The organism is Ramlibacter sp. AN1133, from assembly GCF_037890035.1.
In the GTDB taxonomy this organism is placed as follows: Bacteria; Pseudomonadota; Gammaproteobacteria; order Burkholderiales; family Burkholderiaceae_C; genus Ramlibacter.
In genome coordinates this window covers 286,191-311,509 of the sequence record NZ_JBBKTQ010000006.1, presented here as the reverse complement: position 1 = coordinate 311,509, position 25,319 = coordinate 286,191, and the positions used below count along the sequence as shown (strand labels likewise).

At 70.8% G+C, this 25,319-nt stretch carries 26 protein-coding genes; 21 read left to right on the top strand and 5 right to left on the bottom strand.

Annotated elements, in window-relative coordinates; translation table 11 throughout:
- Window positions 1-4 precede the first annotated feature (4 nt).
- A complete protein-coding gene (locus WG923_RS11230) occupies window positions 5-742 on the bottom strand; it encodes an alpha/beta hydrolase (RefSeq protein WP_340351044.1) in 738 nt (245 codons plus the stop codon).
- A complete protein-coding gene (locus tag WG923_RS11225; RefSeq protein WP_340351043.1) occupies window positions 742-1,977 on the bottom strand; it encodes a CaiB/BaiF CoA transferase family protein in 1,236 nt (411 codons plus the stop codon). The genes WG923_RS11230 and WG923_RS11225 overlap by 1 nt, the downstream gene beginning before the upstream one ends.
- A 75-nt stretch (window positions 1,978-2,052) precedes the next feature.
- On the opposite strand from WG923_RS11225, the gene WG923_RS11220 reads away from it, so the two are divergent.
- The 21 genes from WG923_RS11220 to WG923_RS11120 all read left to right on the top strand — a co-directional run bounded on the left by WG923_RS11220 (window position 2,053) and on the right by WG923_RS11120 (window position 22,542).
- Window positions 2,053-3,273 (top strand): MFS transporter, encoded by a 1,221-nt coding sequence (locus tag WG923_RS11220; protein ID WP_340351042.1) that lies wholly within the window; start codon window positions 2,053-2,055, stop codon window positions 3,271-3,273.
- Window positions 3,270-3,725: a PTS sugar transporter subunit IIA gene (locus WG923_RS11215; protein ID WP_340351041.1), complete on the top strand. Its 456-nt coding sequence runs from the start codon at window positions 3,270-3,272 to the stop codon at window positions 3,723-3,725. The genes WG923_RS11220 and WG923_RS11215 overlap by 4 nt, the downstream gene beginning before the upstream one ends.
- Complete coding sequence (locus tag WG923_RS11210) at window positions 3,694-3,963, top strand: HPr family phosphocarrier protein (RefSeq protein WP_340351040.1); 270 nt, start codon at window positions 3,694-3,696, stop codon at window positions 3,961-3,963. Before WG923_RS11215 ends, WG923_RS11210 begins: the two co-directional genes overlap by 32 nt.
- A 79-nt stretch (window positions 3,964-4,042) precedes the next feature.
- Complete coding sequence (gene ptsP, locus WG923_RS11205; protein WP_340351039.1) at window positions 4,043-5,806, top strand: phosphoenolpyruvate--protein phosphotransferase; 1,764 nt, start codon at window positions 4,043-4,045, stop codon at window positions 5,804-5,806.
- 230 nt (window positions 5,807-6,036) lie between these two features.
- Window positions 6,037-6,489: a VOC family protein gene (locus WG923_RS11200; RefSeq protein ID WP_340351038.1), complete on the top strand. Its 453-nt coding sequence runs from the start codon at window positions 6,037-6,039 to the stop codon at window positions 6,487-6,489.
- A gap of 132 nt (window positions 6,490-6,621) precedes the next feature.
- Window positions 6,622-7,869 (top strand): ABC transporter substrate-binding protein, encoded by a 1,248-nt coding sequence (locus WG923_RS11195; RefSeq protein ID WP_340351037.1) that lies wholly within the window; start codon window positions 6,622-6,624, stop codon window positions 7,867-7,869.
- 92 nt (window positions 7,870-7,961) lie between these two features.
- On the top strand, window positions 7,962-8,822 hold the full coding sequence (locus WG923_RS11190) for a branched-chain amino acid ABC transporter permease (protein WP_340351036.1): 861 nt from the start codon (window positions 7,962-7,964) through the stop codon (window positions 8,820-8,822).
- The gene (locus WG923_RS11185) at window positions 8,819-9,820 is read left to right on the top strand and encodes a branched-chain amino acid ABC transporter permease (RefSeq protein ID WP_340351035.1); all 1,002 of its coding nucleotides are present in this window, start codon (window positions 8,819-8,821) and stop codon (window positions 9,818-9,820) included. The genes WG923_RS11190 and WG923_RS11185 overlap by 4 nt, the downstream gene beginning before the upstream one ends.
- Window positions 9,817-10,557: an ABC transporter ATP-binding protein gene (locus tag WG923_RS11180; RefSeq protein ID WP_340351034.1), complete on the top strand. Its 741-nt coding sequence runs from the start codon at window positions 9,817-9,819 to the stop codon at window positions 10,555-10,557. Before WG923_RS11185 ends, WG923_RS11180 begins: the two co-directional genes overlap by 4 nt.
- A complete protein-coding gene (locus WG923_RS11175) occupies window positions 10,547-11,260 on the top strand; it encodes an ABC transporter ATP-binding protein (RefSeq protein ID WP_340351033.1) in 714 nt (237 codons plus the stop codon). The genes WG923_RS11180 and WG923_RS11175 overlap by 11 nt, the downstream gene beginning before the upstream one ends.
- 16 nt (window positions 11,261-11,276) lie before the next feature.
- Window positions 11,277-11,939: a CoxG family protein gene (locus WG923_RS11170; protein WP_340351032.1), complete on the top strand. Its 663-nt coding sequence runs from the start codon at window positions 11,277-11,279 to the stop codon at window positions 11,937-11,939.
- A complete protein-coding gene (locus WG923_RS11165) occupies window positions 11,936-12,811 on the top strand; it encodes an FAD binding domain-containing protein (RefSeq protein ID WP_340351031.1) in 876 nt (291 codons plus the stop codon). Before WG923_RS11170 ends, WG923_RS11165 begins: the two co-directional genes overlap by 4 nt.
- A 22-nt stretch (window positions 12,812-12,833) precedes the next feature.
- Window positions 12,834-13,334, top strand: a complete 501-nt coding sequence (locus WG923_RS11160) for a (2Fe-2S)-binding protein (RefSeq protein WP_340351030.1) — start codon at window positions 12,834-12,836, stop codon at window positions 13,332-13,334.
- A 91-nt stretch (window positions 13,335-13,425) separates the two neighbouring features.
- Window positions 13,426-15,834 carry a xanthine dehydrogenase family protein molybdopterin-binding subunit gene (locus tag WG923_RS11155; RefSeq protein ID WP_340351029.1) on the top strand — a complete coding sequence of 803 codons (2,409 nt, stop codon included), beginning with the start codon at window positions 13,426-13,428 and terminating at the stop codon, window positions 15,832-15,834.
- 144 nt (window positions 15,835-15,978) lie between these two features.
- Entirely contained in the window at window positions 15,979-17,223 is a 1,245-nt protein-coding gene (locus WG923_RS11150; protein WP_340351028.1) for an FAD binding domain-containing protein, read from the top strand.
- A complete protein-coding gene (locus WG923_RS11145) occupies window positions 17,192-18,448 on the top strand; it encodes an ABC transporter substrate-binding protein (protein WP_340351027.1) in 1,257 nt (418 codons plus the stop codon). Before WG923_RS11150 ends, WG923_RS11145 begins: the two co-directional genes overlap by 32 nt.
- A gap of 13 nt (window positions 18,449-18,461) precedes the next feature.
- Complete coding sequence (locus tag WG923_RS11140) at window positions 18,462-19,346, top strand: branched-chain amino acid ABC transporter permease (RefSeq protein WP_340351026.1); 885 nt, start codon at window positions 18,462-18,464, stop codon at window positions 19,344-19,346.
- A gap of 10 nt (window positions 19,347-19,356) precedes the next feature.
- Complete coding sequence (locus WG923_RS11135) at window positions 19,357-20,382, top strand: branched-chain amino acid ABC transporter permease (protein ID WP_340351025.1); 1,026 nt, start codon at window positions 19,357-19,359, stop codon at window positions 20,380-20,382.
- Window positions 20,379-21,122: an ABC transporter ATP-binding protein gene (locus WG923_RS11130; protein ID WP_340351024.1), complete on the top strand. Its 744-nt coding sequence runs from the start codon at window positions 20,379-20,381 to the stop codon at window positions 21,120-21,122. The genes WG923_RS11135 and WG923_RS11130 overlap by 4 nt, the downstream gene beginning before the upstream one ends.
- 10 nt (window positions 21,123-21,132) lie before the next feature.
- Window positions 21,133-21,837: an ABC transporter ATP-binding protein gene (locus WG923_RS11125; RefSeq protein WP_340351067.1), complete on the top strand. Its 705-nt coding sequence runs from the start codon at window positions 21,133-21,135 to the stop codon at window positions 21,835-21,837.
- A gap of 75 nt (window positions 21,838-21,912) precedes the next feature.
- Window positions 21,913-22,542 (top strand): phosphatase PAP2 family protein, encoded by a 630-nt coding sequence (locus tag WG923_RS11120; RefSeq protein WP_340351023.1) that lies wholly within the window; start codon window positions 21,913-21,915, stop codon window positions 22,540-22,542.
- Here the strand turns inward: WG923_RS11120 and WG923_RS11115 are convergent.
- The 3 genes from WG923_RS11115 to WG923_RS11105 all read right to left on the bottom strand — a co-directional run bounded on the left by WG923_RS11115 (window position 22,539) and on the right by WG923_RS11105 (window position 25,248).
- A complete protein-coding gene (locus WG923_RS11115) occupies window positions 22,539-23,360 on the bottom strand; it encodes a DMT family transporter (RefSeq protein WP_340351022.1) in 822 nt (273 codons plus the stop codon). The genes WG923_RS11120 and WG923_RS11115 overlap by 4 nt on opposite strands.
- An 87-nt stretch (window positions 23,361-23,447) precedes the next feature.
- On the bottom strand, window positions 23,448-23,753 hold the full coding sequence (locus tag WG923_RS11110) for a DUF305 domain-containing protein (RefSeq protein WP_340351021.1): 306 nt from the start codon (window positions 23,751-23,753) through the stop codon (window positions 23,448-23,450).
- Between the two features lie 91 nt (window positions 23,754-23,844).
- Window positions 23,845-25,248, bottom strand: a complete 1,404-nt coding sequence (locus WG923_RS11105; protein WP_340351020.1) for a YncE family protein — start codon at window positions 25,246-25,248, stop codon at window positions 23,845-23,847.
- Between the last annotated feature and the right edge of the window lie 71 nt (window positions 25,249-25,319).

Below are 25,319 nucleotides of genomic sequence, written 5' to 3'. Positions count from 1 at the left end.
CAGGTCAGCCCGCGCAGCCCACCAGCAGGCGCGCCAGCTCCTGCGGCGCGCTGACCATGGGGTCGTGCCCGGTCGCCAGCTCCAGCACCCGCGCGCCGCCGCCCCGCATCCACTCGCCGTCCCAGAAGTTCGCGTCGCGCACGCGCGGGCGGATCGAGTCGATCGTCGCCAGCCGCGGCTGCACGCAGTCGATGAAGGTGCGCGGCACGCCGGCCACGCGCTTCGGATCGAACTGCAGGGGCGCCTGGTAGGTGTGGCCCGGATGCGGCGTCTGCCGGCGCTGCACCCAGTCGTGGTCCGCGGCCGCCAGCCCGAACACCGAGGGGTCGGGCGGCGGGAAGGCGAAGTCCGGCGAGGCCTGGGCCGCGGCCAGCCGCACCTCGCGGGTGGCGCTCGCATGCGTGCTGCTCCAGCTCTCGCCCGGTTTGGGCACCACCGCGTCGACGTAGACCAGGTGCTTCAGGCGCTGCGGCATGCGGTCCGCGACCGCCGTGCCTATCATCCCGGCATACGAGTGCACGGCCAGCACCGCGTCCTGCAGTTCCTCCGCCTCGATCGTGTTGGCGACGTCCGCGATGTGCGTCTCCAGCGTGATCAGTGAGGACATGAGATGCACGCGCTCGCCGACGCCGGTCAGGCACACCGCGATCGCGCGGTGGCCCTGCGCATGCAGCGCATCGACCACCCGCCGCCAGGCCCAGGCGCCATGCCAGGCGCCGTGCACGAGGACGAAATTCGCCATCAGATCACCTCCTTGGCGCGCAGTTCGCGCATGCGCTGCTCGCCCCAGCCCAGGACTTCGCCCAGGACCTGCTCCGTATGCTGCCCCAGCAAGGGCGGCGGCAGGTCGGTGCGGACCGGGGTCGCGCTGAGTTTCAGGGGGCTGGCAACCAGGTTCAGCGAACCCGCCAGCGGATGCTCCCACTGGTGCACCATGCCGCGCTCGCGCACCTGCGGATCGGCGAACACCTCGCCGATGCTGTTGATGGCGCCGCAAGGCACCTTGGCCGCCTCGAGCGCCGCCAGCCAGTCGGCCTTGCGCCGCGCCTTCATCACCGGCTCCAGCATCGGCACCAGGATGGCGCGGTTGCGCACGCGGTCCTGGTTCTTGGCAAAGCGCGGGTCGGTGGCCAGCTCCGGCCGGCCGGCCACCTGGCAGAACTTCGCGTACTGGCCGTCGTTGCCCACGGCCAGGATGATGTGGTCCTTGTGGCCGTCTTCGGCCGGCGCGACCTCGAACACCTGGTAGGGCACGATGTTCTGGTGCGCGTTGCCGGCGCGCCCGGGCACCTTGCCGCTCACGAGGTAGTTGGCCCCGAGGTTGGCGAGCATGGCCACCTGCGTGTCGAGCAGGGCCATGTCGAGGTGCTGGCCCTCGCCGGTGCGCTCGGCATGCCGCAGGGCGGCCAGGATGCCCACGCACGAATACATGCCGGTGAACAGGTCGGCCACCGCCACGCCCACCTTCTGCGGGCCGCCACCGATGTCGTCGCGCTCGCCCGTCACGCTCATGAGGCCGCCCATGCCCTGGATCGCGTAGTCGTAGCCGGCGCGCTCGCGGTAGGGACCGGTCTGGCCGAAGCCCGTCACGCTGCAGTAGACGATGGCCGGGTTCGCCGCCTTCAACGCGGCGTAGTCGAGGCCGTAGCGTGCCATGTCGCCGACCTTGAAGTTCTCCACGAAGACGTGGCAGTGCCTGGCCAGCTCGAGGACCAGCGCCTGGCCTTCGGGCTGCGCGATGTCGCAGGTGACGGAGCGCTTGTTGCGGTTGGTGCCCAGGTAGTAGGCGGCCTCGTGCGTGTCCTGGCCGGCGCGGTCCTTCAGGAAGGGCGGGCCCCAGCCGCGCGTGTCGTCGCCCGTGCCGGGCCGTTCGATCTTGATCACGTCGGCGCCGAGGTCCGCAAGCGTCTGCGTGCACCAGGGGCCGGCCAGCACGCGCGACAGGTCGAGCACGCGGATTCCATCGAGAGCATTCATGCATGCCATTATGGGGAAACGGATAATGGCACCAGCGGTCCGGCGCAGGCCGCGGCCGCATTCCAAGAAACATCCATGTCCCTGCTCGCGGGCCGCCAGGCGGTGGCCGTCTTCCTCGCGTTCGCCTTCACCTATTTCTTCTCGGCCTTGCTGCGGGCGGTGACGGCCACCCTGTCGCCGACGCTGACGCAGGAATTCCACCTCCATGCCCGCGACCTCGGCCTGCTGGCCGGCGGCTACTTCCTCGGGTTTTCCGCCATCCAGCTGCCGCTGGGCACCTGGCTCGACCGGCACGGGCCCAAGCAGGTGCTGCTGTGGTTCATGGTACTGGCGGTGCTGGGCTGCCTCGCCTTCGCCCTGGCGACCAGCTTCCAGGCGCTGCTGGCGGCGCGCGTCCTCTGTGGCGCCGGGCTGGGCGCCTGCCTGATGGCGCCGCTGACCGGGTTCCGGCGCTGGTTCACGCCGGCCACCCAGCTGCGCACCAACTCCTGGATGCTGATGACGGGCTCGCTGGGCATGCTCGCCTCCACGCTGCCGGTGCAATGGCTGCTGCCGCTGGCCGGCTGGCGGCCGCTGTTCTGGGCGCTGGCCGGCCTGCTGGGCCTGTCCATGGTGGTGATCGCCCTGTTCGTTCCGGGCTGGCAGGCCGCCGCCCGGCCGGGCGCGGCGAGCGCCAGCTACCGCGAGGTGTGGCGGCATCGCTATTTCCGCCAGATGGCGCCGATCGGCTTCTTCGTCTACGGCGGGCTGATCGCGGTGCAGACCCTGTGGGCCGGGCCCTGGATGGTGCGCGTTGCGGGCTACGACGCCGTCGCCGCGGCAGGCGGCCTGTTCACCATCAACCTGAGCATGCTGGCCACGTTCTGGAGCTGGGGGTGGGTCACGCCCTGGTTCCAGCGCCGCGGCATCCAAGCCGACACGCTGATCGCCTGGGGCGTGCCCCTGCACTTCGTGGCGACGGCGGCCGTCATCGTCGCCGGGCCGGCGGCCGGCGCCGGCCTGCTGGCCCTCTACTGCGTGAGCGCCACCTTCGTGTCGCTGGCGCAGCCGGCCGTGGGGATGGCCTTCCCGGCCGCGGTGGCCGGCCGGGCGCTGTCGGCGTACAACCTGGTGATCTTCCTGGGCGTCTTTGTCATCCAGTGGGGCATCGGGCTGCTGGTGGACCTGTTCGTGGCCCTCGGGGCGGTCGAAGTGTCTGCATTTCGCTTCGCCTTCGCCATCTTCCTCGCGTGCTGCATGCTGTCCTACGCATGGTTCCTGTGGAGCAAAAGCCATAATCGGTCACACAGCCCATGAACGCCATCCTGCTGATCGCCCACGCGCCGCTGGCCAACGCCTTGCGGCAGTGCGCGCTGCACGTCTTCCCGGACTGCGGCGCGGCGGTGACGGCCATCGACGTGCAGCCCAATCTCTCGCCGGACGAAACGCTGGCGGCCGCGCGCATCGCGATGGAGCAGCTCACCTCCGCCGGCAACGTGCAGGGCGTGCTGGTGCTCACGGACATCTTCGGTGCCACGCCGAGCAACGTCGCGCAGAAGCTCGTCGACGGCGTGTCCTCGCGCCTGATCACGGGCGTGAACCTGCCGATGCTGCTGCGCAGCGTGAGCTACCGCAACGAGGGCCTGGACACGCTGGTCTCGCGCGCGGTGATCGGCGGCACCCAGGGCGTGATGCAGGTGGCCATCACGGCACCGCAGAACCAGCCCCGACGCAACCATGATCAAGACCACAACGACCATCAGCAATAAGCTCGGCCTGCACGCGCGCGCCTCGGCCAAGCTCACCAAGCTGGCGGGCAGCTACCCGTGCGAGGTCTGGGTCAGCCGCGGGGAGCGGCGCGTCAACGGCAAGAGCATCATGGGCGTGATGATGCTGGCCGCCGGCATGGGCGCCGACATCACGATCGAGACCAATGGCGACAAGGAGCAGGAAGCGATGGACGCGCTGCTGCACCTGATCGCGGACAAGTTCGGAGAGGGCGAGTGAACGCCGCACGGCCGCCCGAAGGCGCGAAAGCCCCCCTGGGGGGCAGCGCAATGCACGAAGTGACAAGCGTGGGGGCTCCATGACCTTCGCGATCCACGGCATTGCGGTGGCCCGTGGCATCGCCATCGGGCGCGCGGTCGTGACCGGCTCCGGCCGCGCGGACGTCGTCCACTACTTCATCCAGCCCGACCAGGTCGAGGCCGAGATCGAGCGCATCCGCGTCGGCCGCGATGCGGTGGTGGAGGAGATCCAGCGCCTGCAGCAGACCATCACCACGATGGGCCCCAAGGAGGCGCCGCACGAACTCTCCGCGCTGCTGGACGTGCACCTGATGCTGCTGCAGGACGAGGAACTGATCGAGGGCGTCAAGCACTGGATCACCGACCGCCTCTACAACGCCGAATGGGCGCTGACGACGCAGCTCGAGGTGCTCTCGCGCCAGTTCGACGACATGGAGGACGAGTACCTGCGCGAGCGCAAGGCGGACCTCGAACAGGTCGCCGAGCGCATCCTGCGCTACATGAAGGGCATCCCTTCGCCCGTCACGCAGCCGCCGGTGCGGCGCAAGACGCAGCAGGACCTGCTGCTCGACGACAACGTGGACGTGCCCCTGGTGCTGGTGGCGCACGACCTGTCGCCCGCGGACATGCTGCAGTTCAAGCAGAGCGTGTTCGCCGGCTTCGTGACCGACGTGGGCGGCAAGACCTCGCACACGGCGATCGTCGCGCGCAGCCTGGACATCCCTGCCGTGGTGGGCGCGCGCTCCGCCAGCAACCTGGTGCGGCAGGACGACTGGGTGATCATCGACGGCGACACCGGCGTGATGATCGTCGACCCGTCGCCCATCATCCTGGCCGAATACGGCTTCAAGCAGCGCCAGGCCGAACTGGAACGCAGCCGCCTCAACCGCCTGCGCCACACGCCGGCCGTCACGCTCGATGGCCAGAAGGTGGAGCTGCTCGCCAACATCGAGCTGCCGGAAGACGCCGTCGGCGCGCTGAAGGCCGGCGCGGTGGGCGTGGGCCTGTTCCGCAGCGAGTTCCTGTTCATGGGCCGCGGCGGCGACATGCCGGACGAGGACGAACAGTACGAGGCGTACCGGCGCGCGATCGAAGGCATGCAGGGCCTGCCGGTCACGATCCGCACCCTGGACGTGGGCGCCGACAAGCCGCTGGACGAATCGCGGCGCGACTTCGCCCACCTCAATCCCGCGCTGGGCCTGCGCGCCATCCGCCTGAGCCTGGCCGAGCCCGACATGTTCCGCACGCAGGTCCGCGCGATCCTGCGCGCCGCCGCGCACGGCAAGGTCAGCCTGCTGATCCCCATGATCGCGCACGCCACCGAGATCCGGCAGACCCTGTCGCTGATCGACTTCGCGCGCGCCGAACTGGACAACCGCGGCGTGCCCTACGGGCCGACGGAGATCGGCGCCATGATCGAGATCCCGGCGGCGGCGCTGTCGCTGCGCACCTTCCTGAAGTACTTCGATTTCCTGTCGATCGGCACCAACGACCTGATCCAGTACACGCTGGCCATCGACCGCTCCGACGAATCGGTGGCGCACCTGTACGACCCCTGCCATCCCGCGGTGCTGCGGCTGGTGGCGGACACCATCGCGGAATGCCGGCGCCAGAACAAGGGCGTGAGCGTGTGCGGCGAGATGGCCGGCGACACGCAGTTCACGCGCCTGCTGCTGGGGCTGGGCCTGCGCAGCTTCTCGATGCACCCGGCGCAGATCCTCGCGGTCAAGCAGGAGGTGCTGCGCGCCGACGCCAGCCGGCTGGAGACCTGGGCGCGCGAGGTGGTGGACTCCGAGGATCCGGCGCAGGCGATGGCGAGCTGAGGATTTCGCAGGCTGGGGCGGCGACAGCCGCCGAAGGCGAGCTGCGCGAACCCCGGCGTTCGCGGCACCGGCAGCGCTGGGGTTCGGCCTTCGGCGCTCACCGCCAGCCTACGGGTTGGCCCCGATGCAGGCGGCGGGCGCCGCCTCCAACAATGCCCCCGCATGGTGCCCCGCCGACTCCCGCGTGAGGCGAGCTGGCGTGTCGCGCGCCATGCACCGCCAAAGGGGGAATGCACGTGGGCCTCACGCTGAATCATTTCTCGATCCGCACGCTGGACATGGCCGCCACGCGCGATTTCTACGAGCGCGTGCTCCAGCTGACGGTGGGCCCGCGCCCGCCGTTTCCGTTCCCCGGCTTGTGGATGTACCGCGGCGACCACGGCGACTACGCCAACGCGGTCGTGCACATCATCGGCATGGACCCGAACGATCCCGTGGGGCTGCGCAAGTACCTGGGCGACCGCGACGTGTCGTCGCTGCGGGGAAGCGGCGCGGTGGACCACGTCGCCTTCTTCGCCACCGGCCTGGCGCAGATGCGGGAGCACCTGCGATCCGAAGGCATCGAGGCCCGCGAGCGCACCGTGCCCGCCCTGGGCCTGCACCAGCTGTTCCTCGACGACCCGAACGGCGTGGTCGTGGAACTGAACTACCCCGCTGCCGAACACGCCACGCCCGCGGCCTGAGCCATGGCCCCGGCGATCGCCATCGACCGGGACGTGCCCGTCGCCATGCCGCATGGCTCCTGCTGCCCGTGATCCCGCCGGCATGCCGAGCGGGATCCGGTTCCTCGACGACGCGACCACAAGGAGACATCCATGCACAACAGACGCGATTTCGTGAAGGGCGCGGCCGCCGCCGCCGCCACGGTGGCGGTGCCGGGCCTCGCGCAGGCGCAGGCCGCGGGCGAGACAGTCCGCGTGGGCCTGCTCACCGTCAAGACGGGGCCGCTGGCCTCCGGCGGCATCGACATGGAGCGCGCGCTGCAGATGTACCTGGCCGAGCGCAGCAACATGCTGGCCGGCCGCAAGGTCCAGCTCGTTGTCGCCGACACGGGCGGCGTGCCCGCCAACGCCAAGGCCAAGACGCAGGAGCTGGTGGAGCTGAACAAGGTCAACGTCCTGATCGGCCCGCTGGCGGCCTTCGAGGCGCTGGCCATCGACGACTACCTGCGCGAGCACAAGGTCCCCACGCTGTCCGTCGCCGCGGCGGAAGACATGACGCAGCGCAAGCCCAATCCCTGGTTCGTGCGCGCGACCTCCACCTCGGCGCAGTGCGCGCACGTGATGGCCGACCACTGCGCGAAGGACCTGAAGTACAAGCGCATGGTGGTGATCGCCGACGACATCGCCTACGGCCAGGAGATGAACGCCGGCTTCCAGCGCGTGTTCGAGGAGAACGGCGGCAAGGTGGTGCAGAAGATGTTCCCGCCGCTCACCGCGCCGGACTACGGCAGCTTCCTGGCGCAGTTGAAGACGAACGCCGACGCCATCTTCCTCGGCTTCGCCGGTTCCAACGGCTTCCGCTTCATCCGCCAGTTCAACGAGTACGGGTTGCGCGGCAAGATGACGATCGTGGGCGGCATGACGGCCATCGACGAATCGGTGCTGCGCAACATGGGCGACGAGGCGCTGGGCATCGAGACCGCGTGCTGGTATTCGGCCGAACTGGCCAACCCGATCAACGCGAAGTTCGCGCCGGCCTTCCGCAAGCAGTTCGGCTACGACCCCGGCTTCTACGCCGCGGCCACGTACACCAACGGCGCGGTGCTGGAAGCGGCGATGAAGGCCGTGAACGGCAACATCGCCAGCAAGGACGCCTTCATGGCGGCCCTGCGCAAGACCGACGTGCAGACCGCCCGCGGCCCGGTGAAGTTCGACGAGTACGGCAACGTGGTGGGCGACGTCTACATCCGCCGCGTGGTGCGCAAGGACGGCCGGCTGGTCAACGCGGTGGAGAAGACCTATCCCGGCGTGAGCCAGTTCTGGAAGTACAGCCCGAAGGACTTCCTGGCCAACCCGGTCTATTCGCGCGACTGGCCGCCGGCGAAGAACCTGGAAAACTGAAGGAATGAGCCCCCACGTTCGTTCACTTCGTGCAACCCTCTGCCCCCCGAGGGGGCCGTCGGCGCCCTTCGGGCGGCCGGGTGGGCGCTGAGATGCAGATCTGGGCGATCCAGACGCTGAACAGCCTCGCGCTGGGCGGGCTGCTGTTCATGCTGTCGTCGGGATTCGCCCTGATCTTCGGGCTGATGCGCGTGGCCAACCTCACGCACGGCTCGATGTTCATGATCGGCACCTACGTGGCCGCGACCATGGTGCGCACCGGCGCCGGCCTGCTGCTCGCCGCGCTGGTGGCCATGCTCACCGTGGCCTTCCTCGGCGGCGTGGTGGAGCGCGTGCTGCTGCGGCGCCTGGGCGGCAACGCGCAGGGCCAGGTGCTCGCCACGCTGGGCCTGTCCTTCGTGGCGGCGGACGTGTGCCTGATGATCTGGGGCGGCGACCCGATCCCGGTGCCGACGCCCGCGATCCTGCAGGCGCCGCTGCGCCTGGCAGGCATGAGCTTCCCGACCTATCGGCTGGTGGTGCTCGCGATCGCGGTCCTGATCGCGCTGGGCCTGTACCTGATGATCGAGCGCACGCGCCTGGGCGCGATGATCCGCGCCGGCGTCGACGACATGCCGATGGCGCGCGCCGCGGGCATCCCGGCCTCGCGCCTGTTCACCACCGTGTTCTGCATCGGCGCGGGGCTGGCCGGGCTGGGGGGCACGCTCGCCGGCCCCATCTTCAATGCGTATCCCGGGCTGGACGCGGAGATGCTGCCGCTGGCGCTGATTGTCGTGATCCTCGGCGGCATCGGCAGCCTGGCCGGCACCTTCTACGCCAGCTTCATCGTGGGCTTCATCTACACCTTCGGCATCTTCCTGGTGCCGGACCTGGCGTACGTGGTGTTGTTCCTGCCGATGGTGGTGGTGCTGGCCTTCCGGCCGCACGGCCTGTTCGGGCGCAGCCTCGCATGAAGCGCTGGCTGCCCGTCGCCGTCGCCCTGCTGCTCGCGCTGCTGCCGCTGGCCGCCGGCGAGTATTTCGTCAACCTGGGCAGCCAGGTGCTGATCGCGGTGGTGTTCGCCTCCAGCCTCAACCTGCTGGCCGGCTACGGCGGGCTGACGTCGCTGGGGCATGCGAGCTTCCTGGGCATCTCCGCGTACGTGAGCGCCTGGCTCGGGCTGAAGCTGGGCCTGGGCCATGCCGTCACGGCACCGGCCGCGCTGCTGGTCACCACGGCCGCCGGCATGGTGTTCGGCTGGATCGCGCTGCGCGCCAGCGGCCTGGGCTTCCTGATGCTCACGCTGGCGCTGTCGCAGATCGTGTGGGGCCTGGGCTACCGCTTCGTGTCCGTCACCAACGGCGACAACGGCCTGTCCGGCCTCACGCGCCCGCATCCCTTCGGCTGGAACCTGGATGCGAGCAGCAATTTCTACTGGTTCGCGCTGGTCGTGACCTGCGCCTGCCTGTGGGCGATGAAGCGGCTGGTGGAGTCGCCCTTCGGCGCCAGCTTGCGCGGCACGCGCGAGCAGCCGCGCCGGATGGAGGCGCTCGGCTTCCACGTGTGGGCGATCCGCTGGACCACCTTCGTCGCGGCGAGCTTCTTCGGCGCGGTGGCGGGGCTGCTGTACGTGTATTTCCACAAGTACATCCATCCCAGCGTGATGTCGGTTTCGGTGTCGGCCGAGGCGCTCCTGAGCGTGATCGCCGGCGGGCCGGGCACGGTGTACGGGCCGGCGCTGGGTGCGCTGGTGGTCGTGCTGCTGAAGAACTACGCGTCGGCCTTCGTCGAGCGCTGGAACCTGATGCTGGGGCTGGTGTTCATCTTCATCGTGGTGTTCATGCCGGGCGGGCTGGCCGCGGGGCTGCCGTGGCTGCGCCGGCGCGCTCCGCAGGACGTCGTCCCCGCGCCGGCGGGGGCCCAGCGGCTTCCCTCGCCCGAAGCGGAGCGCCCCGCGGGGGAAGGCGCATGACCGCCGCCCTCGAAGTGCGCAAGCTGCGCAAGAGTTTCGGCGGCGTGCCGGTGACGCACGACGTGTCGCTGACGGTGCAGCCGGGCGAGCGGCGCCTGATCATCGGCCCCAATGGCGCGGGCAAGACCACCCTGTTCAACCAGATCGCCGGCGAGATCCGCAGCGACGGCGGCAGCATCCACGTTTTCGGCGAGGACGTGACGCACCTGCCCGTGCGCCGCCGCGCGCACCTCGGCGTGAGCCGCACCTACCAGGTGATCACCCTGTTCGCGCGCGACACGCTGCTGCAGAACGTGGTGCTGGGCATGCTCGGCGTCCACGCGCTGCGCTTGCGGCCGCTGCGCCGGCTGGCGGGTGAGGACGAACTGCACGCGCGCGCCTTCCAGGTGCTGGAGACGGTGGGCTTGGCGCATCGCGCCCACGTCCCCGCGGGCGAGATGGCGTACGGCGAGCAGCGCCGCGCCGAGATCGCCGTCGCCATGGCGCAGAAGCCGCGCCTGCTGCTGCTCGACGAGCCGCTGGCCGGCCTCTCGCGCGACGAGCGCGCGCTGGTGCGCGACCTGATCGCCCGCATCCCGCGCGAAACCACGATCGTGATGATCGAGCACGACATGGACGTGGCCCTGGCCTTCGCCGAGCAGATCTCTGTGCTGCACTACGGCGAGCTGATCGTCGAAGGGGACCGCGAGACGGTGGTGGCGCATCCCCGCACGCGGGAGGTGTACCTTGGCGGCTGACGCGCTGGTGCTGGAGGGCGTGCACGCGCACTACGGCCGCAGCCACGTGCTGCACGGCGTGAGCCTGCGGGTGCGCCGCGGCGGCGTGCTGGCGCTGCTGGGGCGCAACGGCGCCGGCAAGACCACCACGATGATGGCCATCGCCGGCCTGCTCAAGCCCACCGGCGGCCGCATCGCCTTCGAGGGCCGCGCGATCGAGGCGCTGGCGCCGGAGGCCATCGCGCGCAGCGGCGTGCGGCTGGTGCCGCAGGGGCGGCGCCTGTTCCCCAGCCTGAGCGTGCAGGAGAACCTGTCGGTGGCGGCGCAGCGCAAGCCCGGCCCGCGCGAGTGGACGGCCGAACGCGTGTACGAGCTGTTCCCGCTGCTGAAGCCCCGGGTGCGCCAGCGCGCCGGCACGCTCTCCGGCGGCGAGCAGCAGATGCTGGCGATCGGCCGCGCGCTCATGGGCAATCCCGAGGTGCTGCTGCTCGACGAGCCGTCCGAGGGCCTGGCGCCGATGATCGTGCACGAAGTGGCGCAGGGCATCGCGCGGCTGAAGGAGGAGGGGCTCTCGATCCTGCTGGTCGAACAGAACTTCAACCTGGCCATGCGGCTGGCCGACGACGTGGTGGTGCTCCATACCGGCGCCGTGGCCATGAGCGGCACGGCGCAGGAGGTGCTCGCCGATCCGGAATCGGCGACGCGCCACCTGGGCGTCTTCTGAAGGCGGAAGGAACGACATGGAACTGACCGGCGAAGTCGCCATCCCCGCCTCGCGCGAGCGGGTGTGGGCGGCGCTCAACGACCCCGCCGTGCTGCAGGCGTGCATCCCCGGCTGCGAGGAGGTCGTCGAGGAGTCGGCCACCGTGCGCAAGGCGCGCGTGATGGTGAAGGTGGGCCCGGTGCGGGCGCGTTTCAGCGGCCGGATGACGCTGTCCGAGGTCGAGGCGCCCGAGCGTTGCGTGATGGGCTTCGAAGGCTCGGGCGGGGCGGCCGGCGTGGCGTCCGGCAGCTCGCAGGTGGAACTGCGCGAGCAGGACGGCGACACGCACCTCACGTACACGGTGAAGGCCTCCGTGGGAGGCCGGCTCGGGCAGGTCGGCGGCCGAATGATCGATGCGTCCGCCAAGCAGCTGGCCGACCAGTTCTTCGAGGCGCTGCGGGTGCGGCTCGCGCCGCCTGCGGCGGTGCCGGAGGGCTTGCCCGCCCCCGAAGTGGTTCCCGCGGCTGCGCCGGCTGGCGTTGCAGCCACCGCACCACCCGTGGCCGCCGCCGCTCCCCCGTTGCCGGTTGCCGTCGCCTCCGCCCCGGGCCTCACCACCGAAGCCACGCGCGTCCTGTGGTTCCTGCTGGGCGCCGCCTCCACCGGCTTCGGCGTCTGGCTCGCCAAGGTGCTCGGATGAAGGCATCCGACTTCGACTATGTAAAGGTGGGCAGCGTCGACGAGGCGCTGGCGCTGCTGGCGCGCCACGGCGACGACGCGCGCATCCTGGCCGGCGGCCAGACCCTGCTGGCCACGCTGAACATGCGCCTGTCGGAGCCGGCGCTGCTGGTCGACATCACCGGCATCGCTGGCCTGCGCGGCATCGAGCGCCGTGGCGAGCGCCTGCACATCGGCGCGCTCGCCACGCACAGCGAGATCGAGGCCTCGGCGCTGGTCGCCGAAGCAGCGCCGCTGCTGTGCGCCGCGGCGCCGCACATCGGGCACCGCGCGATCCGCAATGCCGGCACCTGGGGCGGCTCGCTCGCCTACGCCGATCCGGCGGCGGAGTGGCCCTGCTGCCTGCTCGCGCTCGATGGCGTCCTCACGCTGCGCGGGCCGGCCGGCGAGCGGCGCGTGGCGGCGGCCGATTTCTTCCGCGACCTCTACACCACCGACCTGCGGCCCGACGAATTGCTGCTGGGCGCGGATGTTCCCATCGCCACCGCGGCCGACTGGTTCGGCTTCGACGAACTCGCGCGCCGGCATGGCGACTATGCCGTGGCGGGGCTGGCGGTGGCGGCGCGCTTCCAGGGCGCGGTCGCGCAGCAGGTGCGCCTCGCGTTCCTGGGCATGGGCGCCACGCCCCTGCGCGCGCGGCGCACCGAGGCCCTGCTCGCGGGCAAACCGCTCACGACGGCGACGGTCGAAATCGCGCTCGCCTCGCTGAAGGCGGAGCTCGATCCCGTGGCCGACCTGCATCACGCCAGCGCCACCAAGCGGCACCTCGCCAGCGTGCTGGCGCGTCGCCTGCTGGCCGCCGCGCACGCGAGCCGCGCGGCGCTCGCAGGCTGACCCGCATCCCGGAGGAACACGCATGGCCGATCCCCGCACCATCGAACTGACCGTCAACGGCCAGGCCGTGCGCCGCGCGGTGCAGCCGCGCCAGCACCTGGTCGACTTCCTGCGCGAGGCGCTGGGCCTGAAGGGCTCGCACCTCGGATGCGAGCACGGCGTCTGCGGCGCCTGCACGGTGGAAGTCGATGGCCGCATCGTGCGCGGCTGCCTCACGCTGGCGGTGCAGGCCGACGGCCGCAGTGTGCGCACCATCGAGGGCGTGAGCCAGGACGGCGACGCCACCGACCTGCAGGAGGCCTTCGTGCGGCGCAACGCGCTGCAATGCGGCTTCTGCACGCCCGGGATGGTGATGGCCGCCAAGGAACTGCTGGAGCACAAGCCGGACGCCACGCGAGACGAGGTGCGCGCGTGGATGGGCGGCAACTACTGCCGCTGCACCGGCTACCACGCGATCGTGGATGCGATCTGCGAAACGCTGGACGCGCGTGCCGGGCGCGCAGGCACGGGAGTCGTGAGATGAGCGCCGCACGGCCGCTCGAAGGCGCTCGCCCCCTCCGCTCGCGGAGGGGGGAGGCGGAGCACGAAGTGCGCAGCCTGGGGGAGGTTTCCCAATGACCGAGATCGTCGAACGCCCCGGGCAGCGCGAGCAGCCGCTGGCCCCCGTCACGGACGACTCGCGCTACATCGGCAGCACGCACGAGCGCCCCGGCGTGCGCCGCCTGGTGCAGGGCCAGGGCACCTACGTCGACGACATCGAGCTGCCGCGCATGGCGCACGTGGTGTTCTGGCGCAGCCCCGTCGCGCATTGCCGCATCCTGGCGATCGACGCCGACGCGGCGCGCGGGATGCCCGGCGTGATCCTGGTGGCCGACGGCCGCGACATCGCCACCGTCTGCAAGCCATGGGTCGCCACGCTGGCGCACCTGGCCGGCATGAAGTCGGCGCCGCAGTTTCCGCTCGCGATCGAGCGCGCCTGCTGGCAGGGCGAGGCCGTGGTCGCGGTGGTGGCCGAAACGCGCGAGCAGGCGGAGGACGCGCTGCAGCTGGTGCAGGTCGATTTCGAGCAGCTGCCGCCGGTGGTGGACATGGAAACGGCGCTCGCCGCGAGCACGCCGGTCATCCACCCGGAGCTCGGCGACAACCTGTGCTTCACCCGCTCGCTGGCGACTGGCGCGGTGGACGAAGCCTTCGCGCGCGCCGACGCCGTCGTCGAAGCCACCTTCGATTTCGGCCGCCACACCGGCGTGACGCTGGAGCCGCGCAGCCAGGTGGCCGACTGGAACGCGGCCGACCAGCGCCTGACGGTGTACCACTCCTGCCAGGCGCCCCACATGATGCAGGACCTGTACGCGCGCCAGTTCGACCTGCCCGAGTCCTCGGTGCGGGTGATCTGCAAGGATGTGGGCGGCTCCTTCGGCATCAAGGTCCACGCCTACCCCGACGACTTCGCGACGGTGGCGCTGGCGCTGCTGTGCCGCCGGCCGGTGAAGTTCGTCGCCGACCGCATCGAGTCCTTCACCAGCGACATCCACGCGCGCCACCACCGCGTCAAGGGCCGCATCGCCGCCACGCGCGAGGGCGAAATCCTCGCCTTCGAGATCGACGACCTCACCGGCATCGGCCCGTATTCCATGTTCCCGCGCACCAGCGCCATCGAGGGCAACCAGGTGGTGAACCTGGTGGGCGGCCCGTACCGGCACCAGCAGTACCGCGCGCGCGTGGACGTCGTGTTCCAGAACAAGACGCCCACCTGCCAGTACCGTGGCGTCGGCCATCCGATCGCCTGCTCGGTGACCGAAGGGCTGGTGGACCTCGCCGCGCGCAAGCTGCGCATCGACCCGCTGGAGTTCCGCCGCCGCAACGTGATCCCGGACGATGCGTATCCGGCCACCGGGGCCAGCGGCATCAAGCTGGAGGTGCTGTCGCACCAGGCCTGCCTGCGCCGCATCGAGGAGATGATCGACTATGGCGCGCTGCGCGCCGAGCAGGCCAGGCTGCGCGAGCGCGGCATCCATCGCGGCATCGGCTTTGCCACCGTGATCGAGCTGACCAATCCGAGCGCGGCCTTCTACGGCGTGGGCGGTGCGCGCATCGCCTCGCAGGACGGTGCGACGCTGCGGCTCGATCCCTCCGGCGCGGTCGTGGCGATGGTGGGCGTCGGCGAGCAGGGCCAGGGCGCGGAAGGCATCTTCCGCCAGATCGCCGCCGATGCGGTGGGCGTGGACCTCGAGCGCGTGCGCGTGGTCACCGGCGACACCGAGATCACCCCTTATGGCGGCGGCACCTGGGCCTCGCGCGGCGCGGGCATCGCCGGCGAGGCGGTGCTGCTGGCCGGCCAGGCGCTGCGCGCCAACATCCTCAAGCTCGCGGCGGTGATGCTCCAGCGCGATGCGGCCACGCTCGCCGTGCGCCGCGGCCAGGTGGTCGATGCGGCCACGCAGGAGCCGCTGCTGCCGCTGGCGGAATTGGGGCGCGTCGCCTACTACCGTTCCGACACGCTGCCGCGCGACTGCACGCCGGAACTGATGGTCACGCGCCACTACGCGCAGCGCGACTACCCCTTCATCTTCACCAACGGCGTGCAGGCCTCGTACGTGGAGGTCGACACCGACACCGGCTTCGTGCGCCTGCTCAGGCACTGGGTGGTGGAGGACTGCGGGCGCGTGCTCAACCCGCAACTCGTCGACGAGCAGATGCGCGGGGCGATCGTGCAAGGCATCGGCGGCGCGCTGCTGGAGGAGTGCCTCTACGACGACCAGGGGCTGATGCTCAATGCGAATCTCGCGGACTACCTGGTTCCCATGTGCGCCGAGATGCCGGACATCGAGGTGGCGCACGTGCAGACGCCCACGCGCACCAGCCAGCTCGGCGCCAAGGGCGCGGGCGAGGCCGGCACCGCCGGTGCGCCGGCCGCGGTGATGAACGCGATCAACGACGCGCTGGCGCCGCTGGGCGCGCAGGTCTGGTCGCAGCCGATCACGCCTCAGAAGATCCTGCGCGCGCTGGGCGTGGTGCCCTGAAGGTCTTACGGGTTGATCCCGATGCCGCTCCAGGACCCCCCTCCAACAATGCCGCGGAACATGCACCCCCACGCTCCGCACTTCGTGTCGTCGCTGCCCCCCGAGGGGGCTTCAGCCTCCTTGAGGCGGCTCGGCGGAGGCTGAATGGCGCAAGTGCTCGTCGTGGGGGGATCGCTCGGCGGGCTGATGGCCGCGAACCTGCTCGCGCGCGCCGGGCACGAAGTCACCGTGCTGGAGAAGGCCGCCGGCCCGATGGAGGGCCGTGGCGCCGGCATCGTGAGCCACCGCGTGCTGGAGGAAGGGCTGCGCCGCTGCGACATGCCGGCGGACACCGCGCTGGGCATCCGCGTGCCGGGCCGCATCACCCTCGACAGCACCGGCCGCGTCCTCGGCTCGCTGGACATGCCGCAGATCCTCACGTCGTGGGGCCGCCTGTACCAGTTGCTGCACGGCCTGTTGCCCGACTCCGCGACCTACCGCCAGGGCACCACGGCGCAGCGCGTGGAGGAGGTCGGCGAGCGCGTGCGGCTGCACACGAACACCGGCGCCTTCGAGGCCGACCTGCTGGTCGCCGCCGACGGCATCCGCTCCGCGATCCGGCAGCAGTGCTGGCCCGAGGTGCAGCCGGAATACGCCGGCTACGTCGCCTGGCGCGGCCTGTGCGACGAGGCCGTGCTCTCGCGCGGCGCGCACGCCACGCTGTTTCCGCAGTTCGCCTTCTGCACGCCCCCGGGCGAGCAGATGCTGGGCTACCCGGTGGCCGGCCCGGGCCATCGCATGGAGCCCGGCCACCGCTCCTGGAATTTCGTCTGGTACCGCGCCGCGCCCGCGCCCGACCGGCTCGCGCAACTGCTCACCGATGCCGACGGCACGCACTATCCGCAGGGCATCCCGCCGAACAAGGTGTCGTGGCGCGAGGTCGCCGCGATGCGCGAGGACGCGCGCCGCCTGCTCGCGCCGCAGTTCGCCGAGGTCGTGGAGAAATGCGGCCAGCCTTTCCTGCAGCCGATCCACGACGTGGCCTCGCGCGAGATCGCGCGCGGCCGCATCGCGCTGCTCGGCGACGCGGCCTTCGTGGCGCGACCGCACGTGGGCATGGGTGTGACCAAGGCCATGCAGGACGCACTGGCGCTCGAAGGCGCCCTGCGCACCCACGGCGCCACGCCGCGCGCGCTGCAGGCCTACGCGCAGGAGCGCGCCGGCATCGCGCTGCAGGTGGTGCGGCGCGGCCGGCGCCTGGGCGCCTACATGCAGGCCTGCGGCCAGGACGGCGTGGTGCACGAGCGCGACGCGCTGGCCGCGATGAACGAAACCGCCGTCGAACTCGACACCCTGGACCTGAACGAGGAGAACACGAATGACCGCACCGCAACCGCCCCGCACGCCTGAACCTTCCCGCCGTCGATTGCTGCAGGCCGGCGCCGCCGGCGCTGCGCTGGCAGCATCCCCCTTCGCCGCGAACCTCGTGCGGGCGCAGGGCGCTCCCATCAAGGTCGGCTTCCTCGTCCCGCTCACCGGCCCCTACGCGCCGGAAGCGCAGGACCAGGTGCGCGCCGCCGAACTGGCGGTGAAGGAATTCAACGACGCCGGCGGCTTCAACGGCCGCAAGGCCGAACTGCTGGTGCGCGACGACAAGCTCAATGCCGGCGAGGCCGCCACGCGCACGCTGGAACTGATCGAGAAGGACAAGGTGGATTTCATGGCGGGTTCGCTGTCGGCGGCCACGCAGCTGTCGATGAACGCCGTCACGCGCGAGCGCAAGGTGATCTTCGTCTCGATCAGCCAGTCCGATGCGATCAACGAGGTCAAGGACTTCAGCCCCTACACCTTCCACGAGGCGCTGAACCCGCACGTCACCTCCGGCGCCGTCGCGCGCTACGCCTTCCCGAAGTTCGGCAAGCGCATCGCCTACCTCACCGCCGACTACGCGTACGGGCACGAGATGGTGCGCGGCTTCGAGCGCGCCGGCAAGGCCTTCGGCGCGACCACGCTGGCGGACATCCGGCATCCGCTGGGCACCTCCGACTACTCCGCCTTCCTGCCGCGCATCCAGGCGCTCAAGCCCGACATCCTGGTGATGAACAACTTCGGCCGCGACTTCCTCAACGCGCTCAAGCAGGCCACGGACTTCGGCCTGAAGTCCACCACCCGCATCATCACGCCGGTGCTGCTGTTCACGGCGCGCCAGACCGGCGGCGCCGACGTGTTCGACGGCGTGGTCGGCGGCACGTCCTACTACTGGGGCATCGAGGATCACGTGCCCGCGGCCAAGGTCTTCAACGACAAGTTCCGCAAGGCCTACAACGGTGCCGTGCCTTCCGACTACGGTTCGCTCGCCTACGCCGGCGTGCGCAGCGTGCTGCAGGGGGTGCTGGATGCGAAGACCACCCAGTCGGACCAGGTGAGCGCGGCGATGACGCGCATGAAGTACAACTGGTACAAGGGCCCCGAGTACTACCGCGCCTGCGACCACCAGGCGGTGCAGTCGGTCTTCATCATCGAGTCGAAGAGCAAGGGGAACAAGGACAAGAACGACGTGTTCAACGTCGTGCACGTCGACGAGCCGAACGAAGCCAATCTGCGCACCTGCGCGGAGCTGGGCCACAAGGTCTGAGGCCGCGCGCCCCGTGGAGCACCTCACCCTGTCGCTGCTGGCGCTGCAGCTCGTGACCGGCATCGCCCTCGGCGCGATCTACGCGCTGCTGGCGGTGGGCCTGTCGCTGATCTTCGGCATGCTGACGGTGGTGAACTTCGCGCACGGGGCCTTCTTCATGCTGGGCGCCTTCCTGGGCGTCTGGTTCTACGGCCTCACCGGCAGCTTCGTGCTGAGCCTCGTGATCACGCCGCTGGTGGTGGGCGCGGTGGGGCTCGTGACCGAGCGCTTGCTGGTGCGGCCCCTGTACGGGCGCGGGATCGACTATCCGCTGCTGCTCACCTTCGGCCTGAGCTACGTGATCATCGAAGGCGTGCGCATCGTGTTCGGCATCGAGGGCATGGCCTCCAGCACGCCGGCGGCGCTGCGCGGGGCGGTGGACCTGGGCTTCGGCCACTTTCCGCTGTACCGGCTGTTCCTGATCCTCGCGACGGCGGTCGTGGTCGGCGCGCTGTGGCTGTTCATCGAGAAGACGCGCTACGGCCTGATCATCCGCGCCGGCTCGCGCGACCCGGAGATCGTGCGCGTGCTGGGCATCGACGTCGCCCGCGTGTGGTGGATGGTGTTCGGCATCGGCACGGCCATTGCCGGCATCTCCGGCGTGCTGGCCGCGCCCACCCGCGCCGTCAACGCGGAGATGGGCATCACGGTGCTGGCCGAATCCTTCGTCGTGACGGTGGTGGGCGGCATGGGTTCGCTGCCCGGCGCGGTGGTGGCGGGCCTGCTGGTGGGCGTGGTGTTCAGCCTCACTTCGCTGCTGGCGCCGGACCTGGCCGAACTCTCCATCTTCGTGCTGATGGCGCTGGTGTTGCTCGTGCGGCCGCAGGGCCTGTTCGGCAAGGCCGGGCTCATGAGTTGAGGGCGCCCCCTTGGCAAGCTTCGTCCGTCTCGTCGAACGCCACCGCGTCGCCGCGGTGCTGCTGTTCCTTCTGGTGTTCCCGCTGCTCATGCCCTACGAGGCGCTGGCCGTGAACATCCTCGTGTTCGGGTTGTACGCAGTCGGCTTCAACCTGCTGTTCGGGTACACCGGGCTGCTGTCCTTCGGCCACGCCGCCTTCTTCGGCGTCGGCAGCTACCTCACCGGGATCGCGATCGTGCACGCGGGGCTGCCGTGGCCGGTGGCGATCGCCGCGGGTGTCGCCGCTTCGCTCGTGGTCGGCGCGGCGGTCGGCTTCCTGGCCATCCGCAGCCGCGGCATCTACTTTTCCATGGTCACGCTGGCGCTCGCGCAGATCGTGTACTACGGCTTCTACAAGGCCGAGCGCTGGACCGGCGGCGAGAACGGGCTGCGCGGCGTGCGCGTGGACCCGATCGAGTTCGCCGGCCTGCGCCTGGACTTCACCAACCCGACCACCAAGTACTACGTCATCCTGGTGTTCGTCGCGGCGGCGCTGTGGCTCGTCTCGCGCATCCTGGCCTCGCCGTTCGGCGCCGTGATGGAGGCGATCCGCGAGAACGACCGCCGCGCGGCGGCCTGCGGCTACGACGTGCCGCGGTCCAAGCTGCTGGTGTTCGTGCTGTCCGCGGGCCTGTGCGGGCTCGCCGGATCGTTGCGGGCCATCCACCTGTCGGTGGTGCCGATCGATTCGCTGCACTACCTGACTTCCGGGCACGCGGTGATGATGTGCCTGCTGGGCGGCATGGGCACCTTCTTCGGCCCCTTCGTGGGCGCTGGCGTGTTCCTGTACCTGGAGGATGTCGTCACCACCCTGACGCAGCACTGGATGCTGGTGGTGGGCATCGTCTTCATGGCTTTCGTGCTGTTCTTCCCGCGCGGCATCTGGGGCACGGTGCTGCACGTGCTGCACCGGCGCACGCAGCGCAGCGAGGCTGCCGCCGCGCGCGGCGTGGGCGCCCCCGTGGAAGCCGCGCCGGCCGGGGAGGTGCGCCCGTGAGCGACGCGATCCTCGAAGCCCGCGGCATCGGCATGCGCTTCGGGCGCTTCCAGGCGCTGTCCAACGTCACCGCCGGCTTCCGCGAGCGCGAGTTGTGCGCGATCATCGGCCCGAACGGCGCCGGCAAGAGCACCTTCTTCAACATCCTGAGCGGCTCGCTGGCGCCCAGCAGCGGCCGCGTGCTGTTCCGCGGCGAGGACGTCACGGCGCTGCCGCAGCACGAATATGCGCGGCTGGGCATCGCCAAGAGCTTCCAGATCACCAACGTGTTCAAGCAGCTGAGCGCCCACGAGAACGTGCGCGTGGCCGCGCAGATGCGACACGTGCGCTTCAACTTCCTGAAGTCGCGCGAGGACTGGCCGCAGGCGAAGGAGGAGGCGGACGCCCTGCTCGAACGCGTCGGGCTGGCGCCCTGGCGCGGCAAGCCGGCCGGCGACCTCGCGCACGGCCAGCAGCGCGCGCTCGAAGTGGCCATGGCGCTGGCCGCGCGCCCGCAGCTGCTGCTGCTGGACGAGCCCACGGCCGGCATGTCGCCCGAGGAGACCACGGTGATGATGGACCTGATCACCAGCCTCGCGGCCGAACGCACCGTGATCCTGGTGGAACACAAGATGAAGCTGGTGATGGGCATCTGCCAGCGCCTGATCGTCTTGCACCACGGCGAGTTCCTGGCCGAAGGCACGCCGGAGGCCATCCGCGCCAACGACCAGGTGCGCAGCGTGTACCTGGGGCAGGGCTGACATGGCGGCGCTGCTCGAAGTCCGCGGCCTCAACGCCTGGTACGACCACAGCCACGTGGTGCAGGACATCGCGTTCGAGGTCCGCCGCGGCGAAATCGTGACGCTGATGGGGCGCAACGGCGCGGGCAAGACCACCACGCTGCGCACCGTGATGGGCCTGCTCGCGCGCAGCGCGGGCGAGGTCGTCTTCGACGGCCAGCCGCTGCACCGCCAGCCGGCGCACGCGCGCTACCACCAGGGGCTCGCCTACGTGCCGGAGGACCGCCGGATCGTGGCCGGCCTGAGCGTGCGCGAGAACCTGCAGCTCGGGCTGCTCGCCAGCGGGCGCCGCGGCGAGACGAACGCGATGATCGACGAGATCGCGGAAACCTTTCCGCGGCTGAAGGAACGCCTGGCGCAGGAGGCCACGTCGCTCTCCGGCGGCGAGCAGCAGATGCTGGCCATCGCGCGCGCGATGATGGCCAGGCCGAAGATGATCCTGCTGGACGAGCCCTCCGAGGGCATCATGCCGCTGCTGGTGACCGAGATGTTCCGCCTGTTCGTGCGCATGAAGGAGCAGGGCACCACGATCCTGCTGGTCGAGCAGAACGTGGAGCGCGCACTGTCGATCTCCGACCGCGCCTACATCCTCGACCAGGGCCACGTGGTGCACGAAGGCCGCGCCGAGGACCTGCTGGCGGACACCGAGATCCAGAATCGCTACTGCGCGGTCTGAGGCCCGCCCTTAAGCAGCGCTTAAGTTCTCGCTTCCACAGTCGCCCCGCGCCGTCGATGCGGCGCAGGAGGCCATTTGGGCAAGGCATACCGCGCTGCGTGCGTGGCGGCGCTGCTCGCCGTGGTGGCGGCAGCACCCGCACGCGCGGATTTCTGGAAGACGATCGACCGCTTCGACGAGCGCGAGGACGGCGGCATCTTCTCGCGCGCCAACCAGAAGCGGGCGGACCTGCTGGCGATCGGCGGCGTCGTCGGGCTGGCGCTGTGGGAGGGCAGCGAGACGCGGCTCGGGCGCACGGCCTGGCAGTCGATGGACGCAGCCCTGATGACGGCCGCGAGCACGGAAACGCTCAAGCGCGTGTTCCACCGGCCGCGCCCGATCGACAACCCCGACCCGGGCGTCTGGTTCGCGGGCTCGAAGAACCGGAGTTTCCCGAGCGGCGAGGTGGCGATGATGGCGGCCTTCGTCACGCCCTTCATCCGCGAGTACCACGCCGACAACCCCGGGGCCTGGGCGCTGGCGGCGATCCCGCTGACCATGGCCAAGGGCCGGATGGCGGCGCAGGCGCACTGGCTCACCGACGTGGTTGCCGGCGGGGCGATCGGCGCCGGCGTGGGGTACTACGCCGGCGGACGCGAGACGCCGCTGGTGCTGTCGATCGGCCGCAACCACGCCTTCGTGGGGCTGCGCTACCGCTTCGATTAGCGCACCCGCGTCCCGATCACCGCCGCGCCGATGATCAGCGCCGCGGCGGCGACGATGCTGATGCTGAAGGAGCGGCCAGTCACCAGCACCAGCAGCGTCGTCGATGCCAGCGGCGTGAGGTAGCTCAGGATGCCGATGTGGCGCGCGTCGCCGGTCTTCAGCGCCTTGTCCCAGAGGAAGAAGGCGGCGCCGAGCGGGCCCAGGCCCAGGAGAGCGATCAGCGCAAGGTCGCGCGCCGACAGCTGCGCCGGGTCTTCCAGCACCGCATGGCAGGCCAGCGAGAGCAGCCCCGACACCAGGCCGAACAGGCCGACGGCGGCGGTGGGGAAGGACGCGACGCGGCGCGTCCACAGCGAATAGCTGGACCAGATGAAGGCCGCGCCCAGCGCGGGCAGGTAGCCCCAGGACCAGGTGCCGGTCGCGCCGCCGCCGCCCAGGATGGCGATCGCCGCGCCGGCGAAGCCCGCCAGCCCCGCGAGCACGTGCGCGGGCTTCAGGCGCACGTCAGGCAGCAGCACCGGCGCGAGCAGCACGATCAGCAGCGGCCAGAGGTAGTTCACCAGGTTGGCCTCGACCGGCGGCGCCATGCGCAGCGCGATGAACAGCAGGAAGTGGTACGCGAACAGGCCGTAGACGCCCAGGGCCAGCGTGCGCGGCGGCACCCTCCAGTGCCGCACCAGCGGCCATGCCGGCAGGCTGCCGATCACGAGCGCGAGGCCGGTGAGCAGGAAGGGCGGGACGTGGCGCAGGGTGACGCCGAGGGCGGCGAGCGAGGCCCAGAGCGCGATCGCGCCCAGGGCGTACCAGTGGGGGGACATGGGCGCGGACTTTAACGTGTCGCGCGAACCGGAGCGCCGGAGCGCCCCCACCCCGACCCTCCCCCGGAGGGGGAGGGAGGAAATGCATCAGGGCCCGCGCGTGCCGCCCAGGGCCGGGAACTCCGGCCCCCGCTGCGGCTGGCGCAGCATCGCCAGCCTGCGCTGCATGCCCTCGATCTCGATGGTCTGCCCCGCGATGATGTCTTCGGCCAGCCGCCGCGTGGCCGCATCGCGCCCGTGCCGCAGCACGGCACGCGCCATGTCCACCGCGCCCGCGTGGTGCGGGATCATCATCGCCAGGAAGTCGATGTCCGGGTCGCCGGTCGCCGCGGCCGCGTGCATGGCGCCCATCATCCGCGCCATGCCTTCCTCCATTTCACTCGCAAAACTCATCGAACCTCCCCCAGGCTCCGCACTGCGTGCTCCGCCTCCCCCCTCCGCACGCGGAGGGGGTGAGCACCTTCGGGCGGCCGTGCGGCGCTCCTCATCCCGTCTGCCCCCGCGCGCCGACGCGCACGTACACCAGGTTGATGCTCTTCTTGTTGCGCAGTTCGCCCGAGGGCAGCGCCAGCGAGCCGAGCGGGATCTGTGCGATGAAGGCAGGCCGCAGCGGGTCGCGCACGTCGAAGGCGGTGCACACGGTCTGGCCCGCGGCCGGCGTGCCGGGAAGCTCGTCCTGCTCGTGCGCCACGTACAGCAGCGTGTTCTCGGGGTTGGTCCACAGGCCATGCGCCTCGCGGCCGTGCGTGAAGAAGGTGCCGACGACCTTGCGCGCGCCCGGCGGCGCCGAGCGGTCGATGATCGCGATCTGGCTCGAGGCCACGCCGCCAGGCCCGTTGTCGTCGACGCGCGCCAGGCTCGCATAGGTCACCTTGCCGCGCGCGTTCTCCACGAATTCGACGTGGTTGGGCCGCGCGTTCGCGCCGAGCGGCACCGCGTCGAGCAGGCCGAACTCGGGGCGCGTCGAGCGGCACGACACGGCATCGGCCAGCTTGTGCGAGAACCACACCTCGTTGCCATCCGGCGTGGTCTTCAGGAAGGGCGTGAAGCCGGGCTTGTCCTGCCCCGCGATGTCGAGCGTCACGCGCCGCTGCGGGAAGGTGAAGCCGTCGGCGCCCATGCGCAGCTCGAACACGTCGACCTTGGAGACCTTCTGGCTGGCGACGAAGGCGACCGTGTTCTCGCGGTTGAACCACACCTGCGCCGGCCCGGGCAGCGTGCCCACGTACATCCGGATCGCCTGCGCCGAGGCGTCGCCGCGCAGGCTGCGCAGCGCGCCGTCGACGTCGAGGATCGCGATGCGGTCCTCGCCGCGGATCGTGACCCACAGTTCCTTGCCGTTGCGCGAGAAGGTGGGCTCGTGCGGCTCGCGGCCCACCAGGATGCCGGTGGTCAGGCGCTCGGGACTCGTGCTGGCGCCCGCCGCCGGGTTCGGCGTGTTGCCGATCACGCGGCGCTGCGCGGCATCGGTGAGGTAGATGTTGCTGGAGCCGCGGCCGCTGGTGGCGAGCAGGCGCCCGTCGGGCGAGGGCACGGCGCCGTGCGCATCGATGCAGCCGTGGTACAGCGGCTTGTGGATCATGGCCGCGTGGCTGGGCGCCACGCCGGCGGTCACGTAGCGGAAGGGCGGGCGCGGGTCTTCGTCGAAGCTGGTGAGGTTGATCGTCCGCTCCACGGTGTTGGTGGCCGGGTCGATCACGACGATGGTGTTCGAGTCCTCGTTGGTGATGAAGACGCGGTCGGCCTCCTCGATGCCCGGCACGCGCGCGCCCGCCGCGGGGGCCTGCGCCTGGGCCAGCGCGGGGCCGGCGGCGAGCGGCAGGGCGCCGGCGATCCTGAGGAAATCGCGCCGGCTGGCGGAGGCCGGGCGGCCCTGTTCTTCTTGCATGCGATGCTCTCCGGGAGGGTGGGGTCAGGGGAAAAACGCTGCGAACGCGCGTTTTATTCCATCCGCCCCGT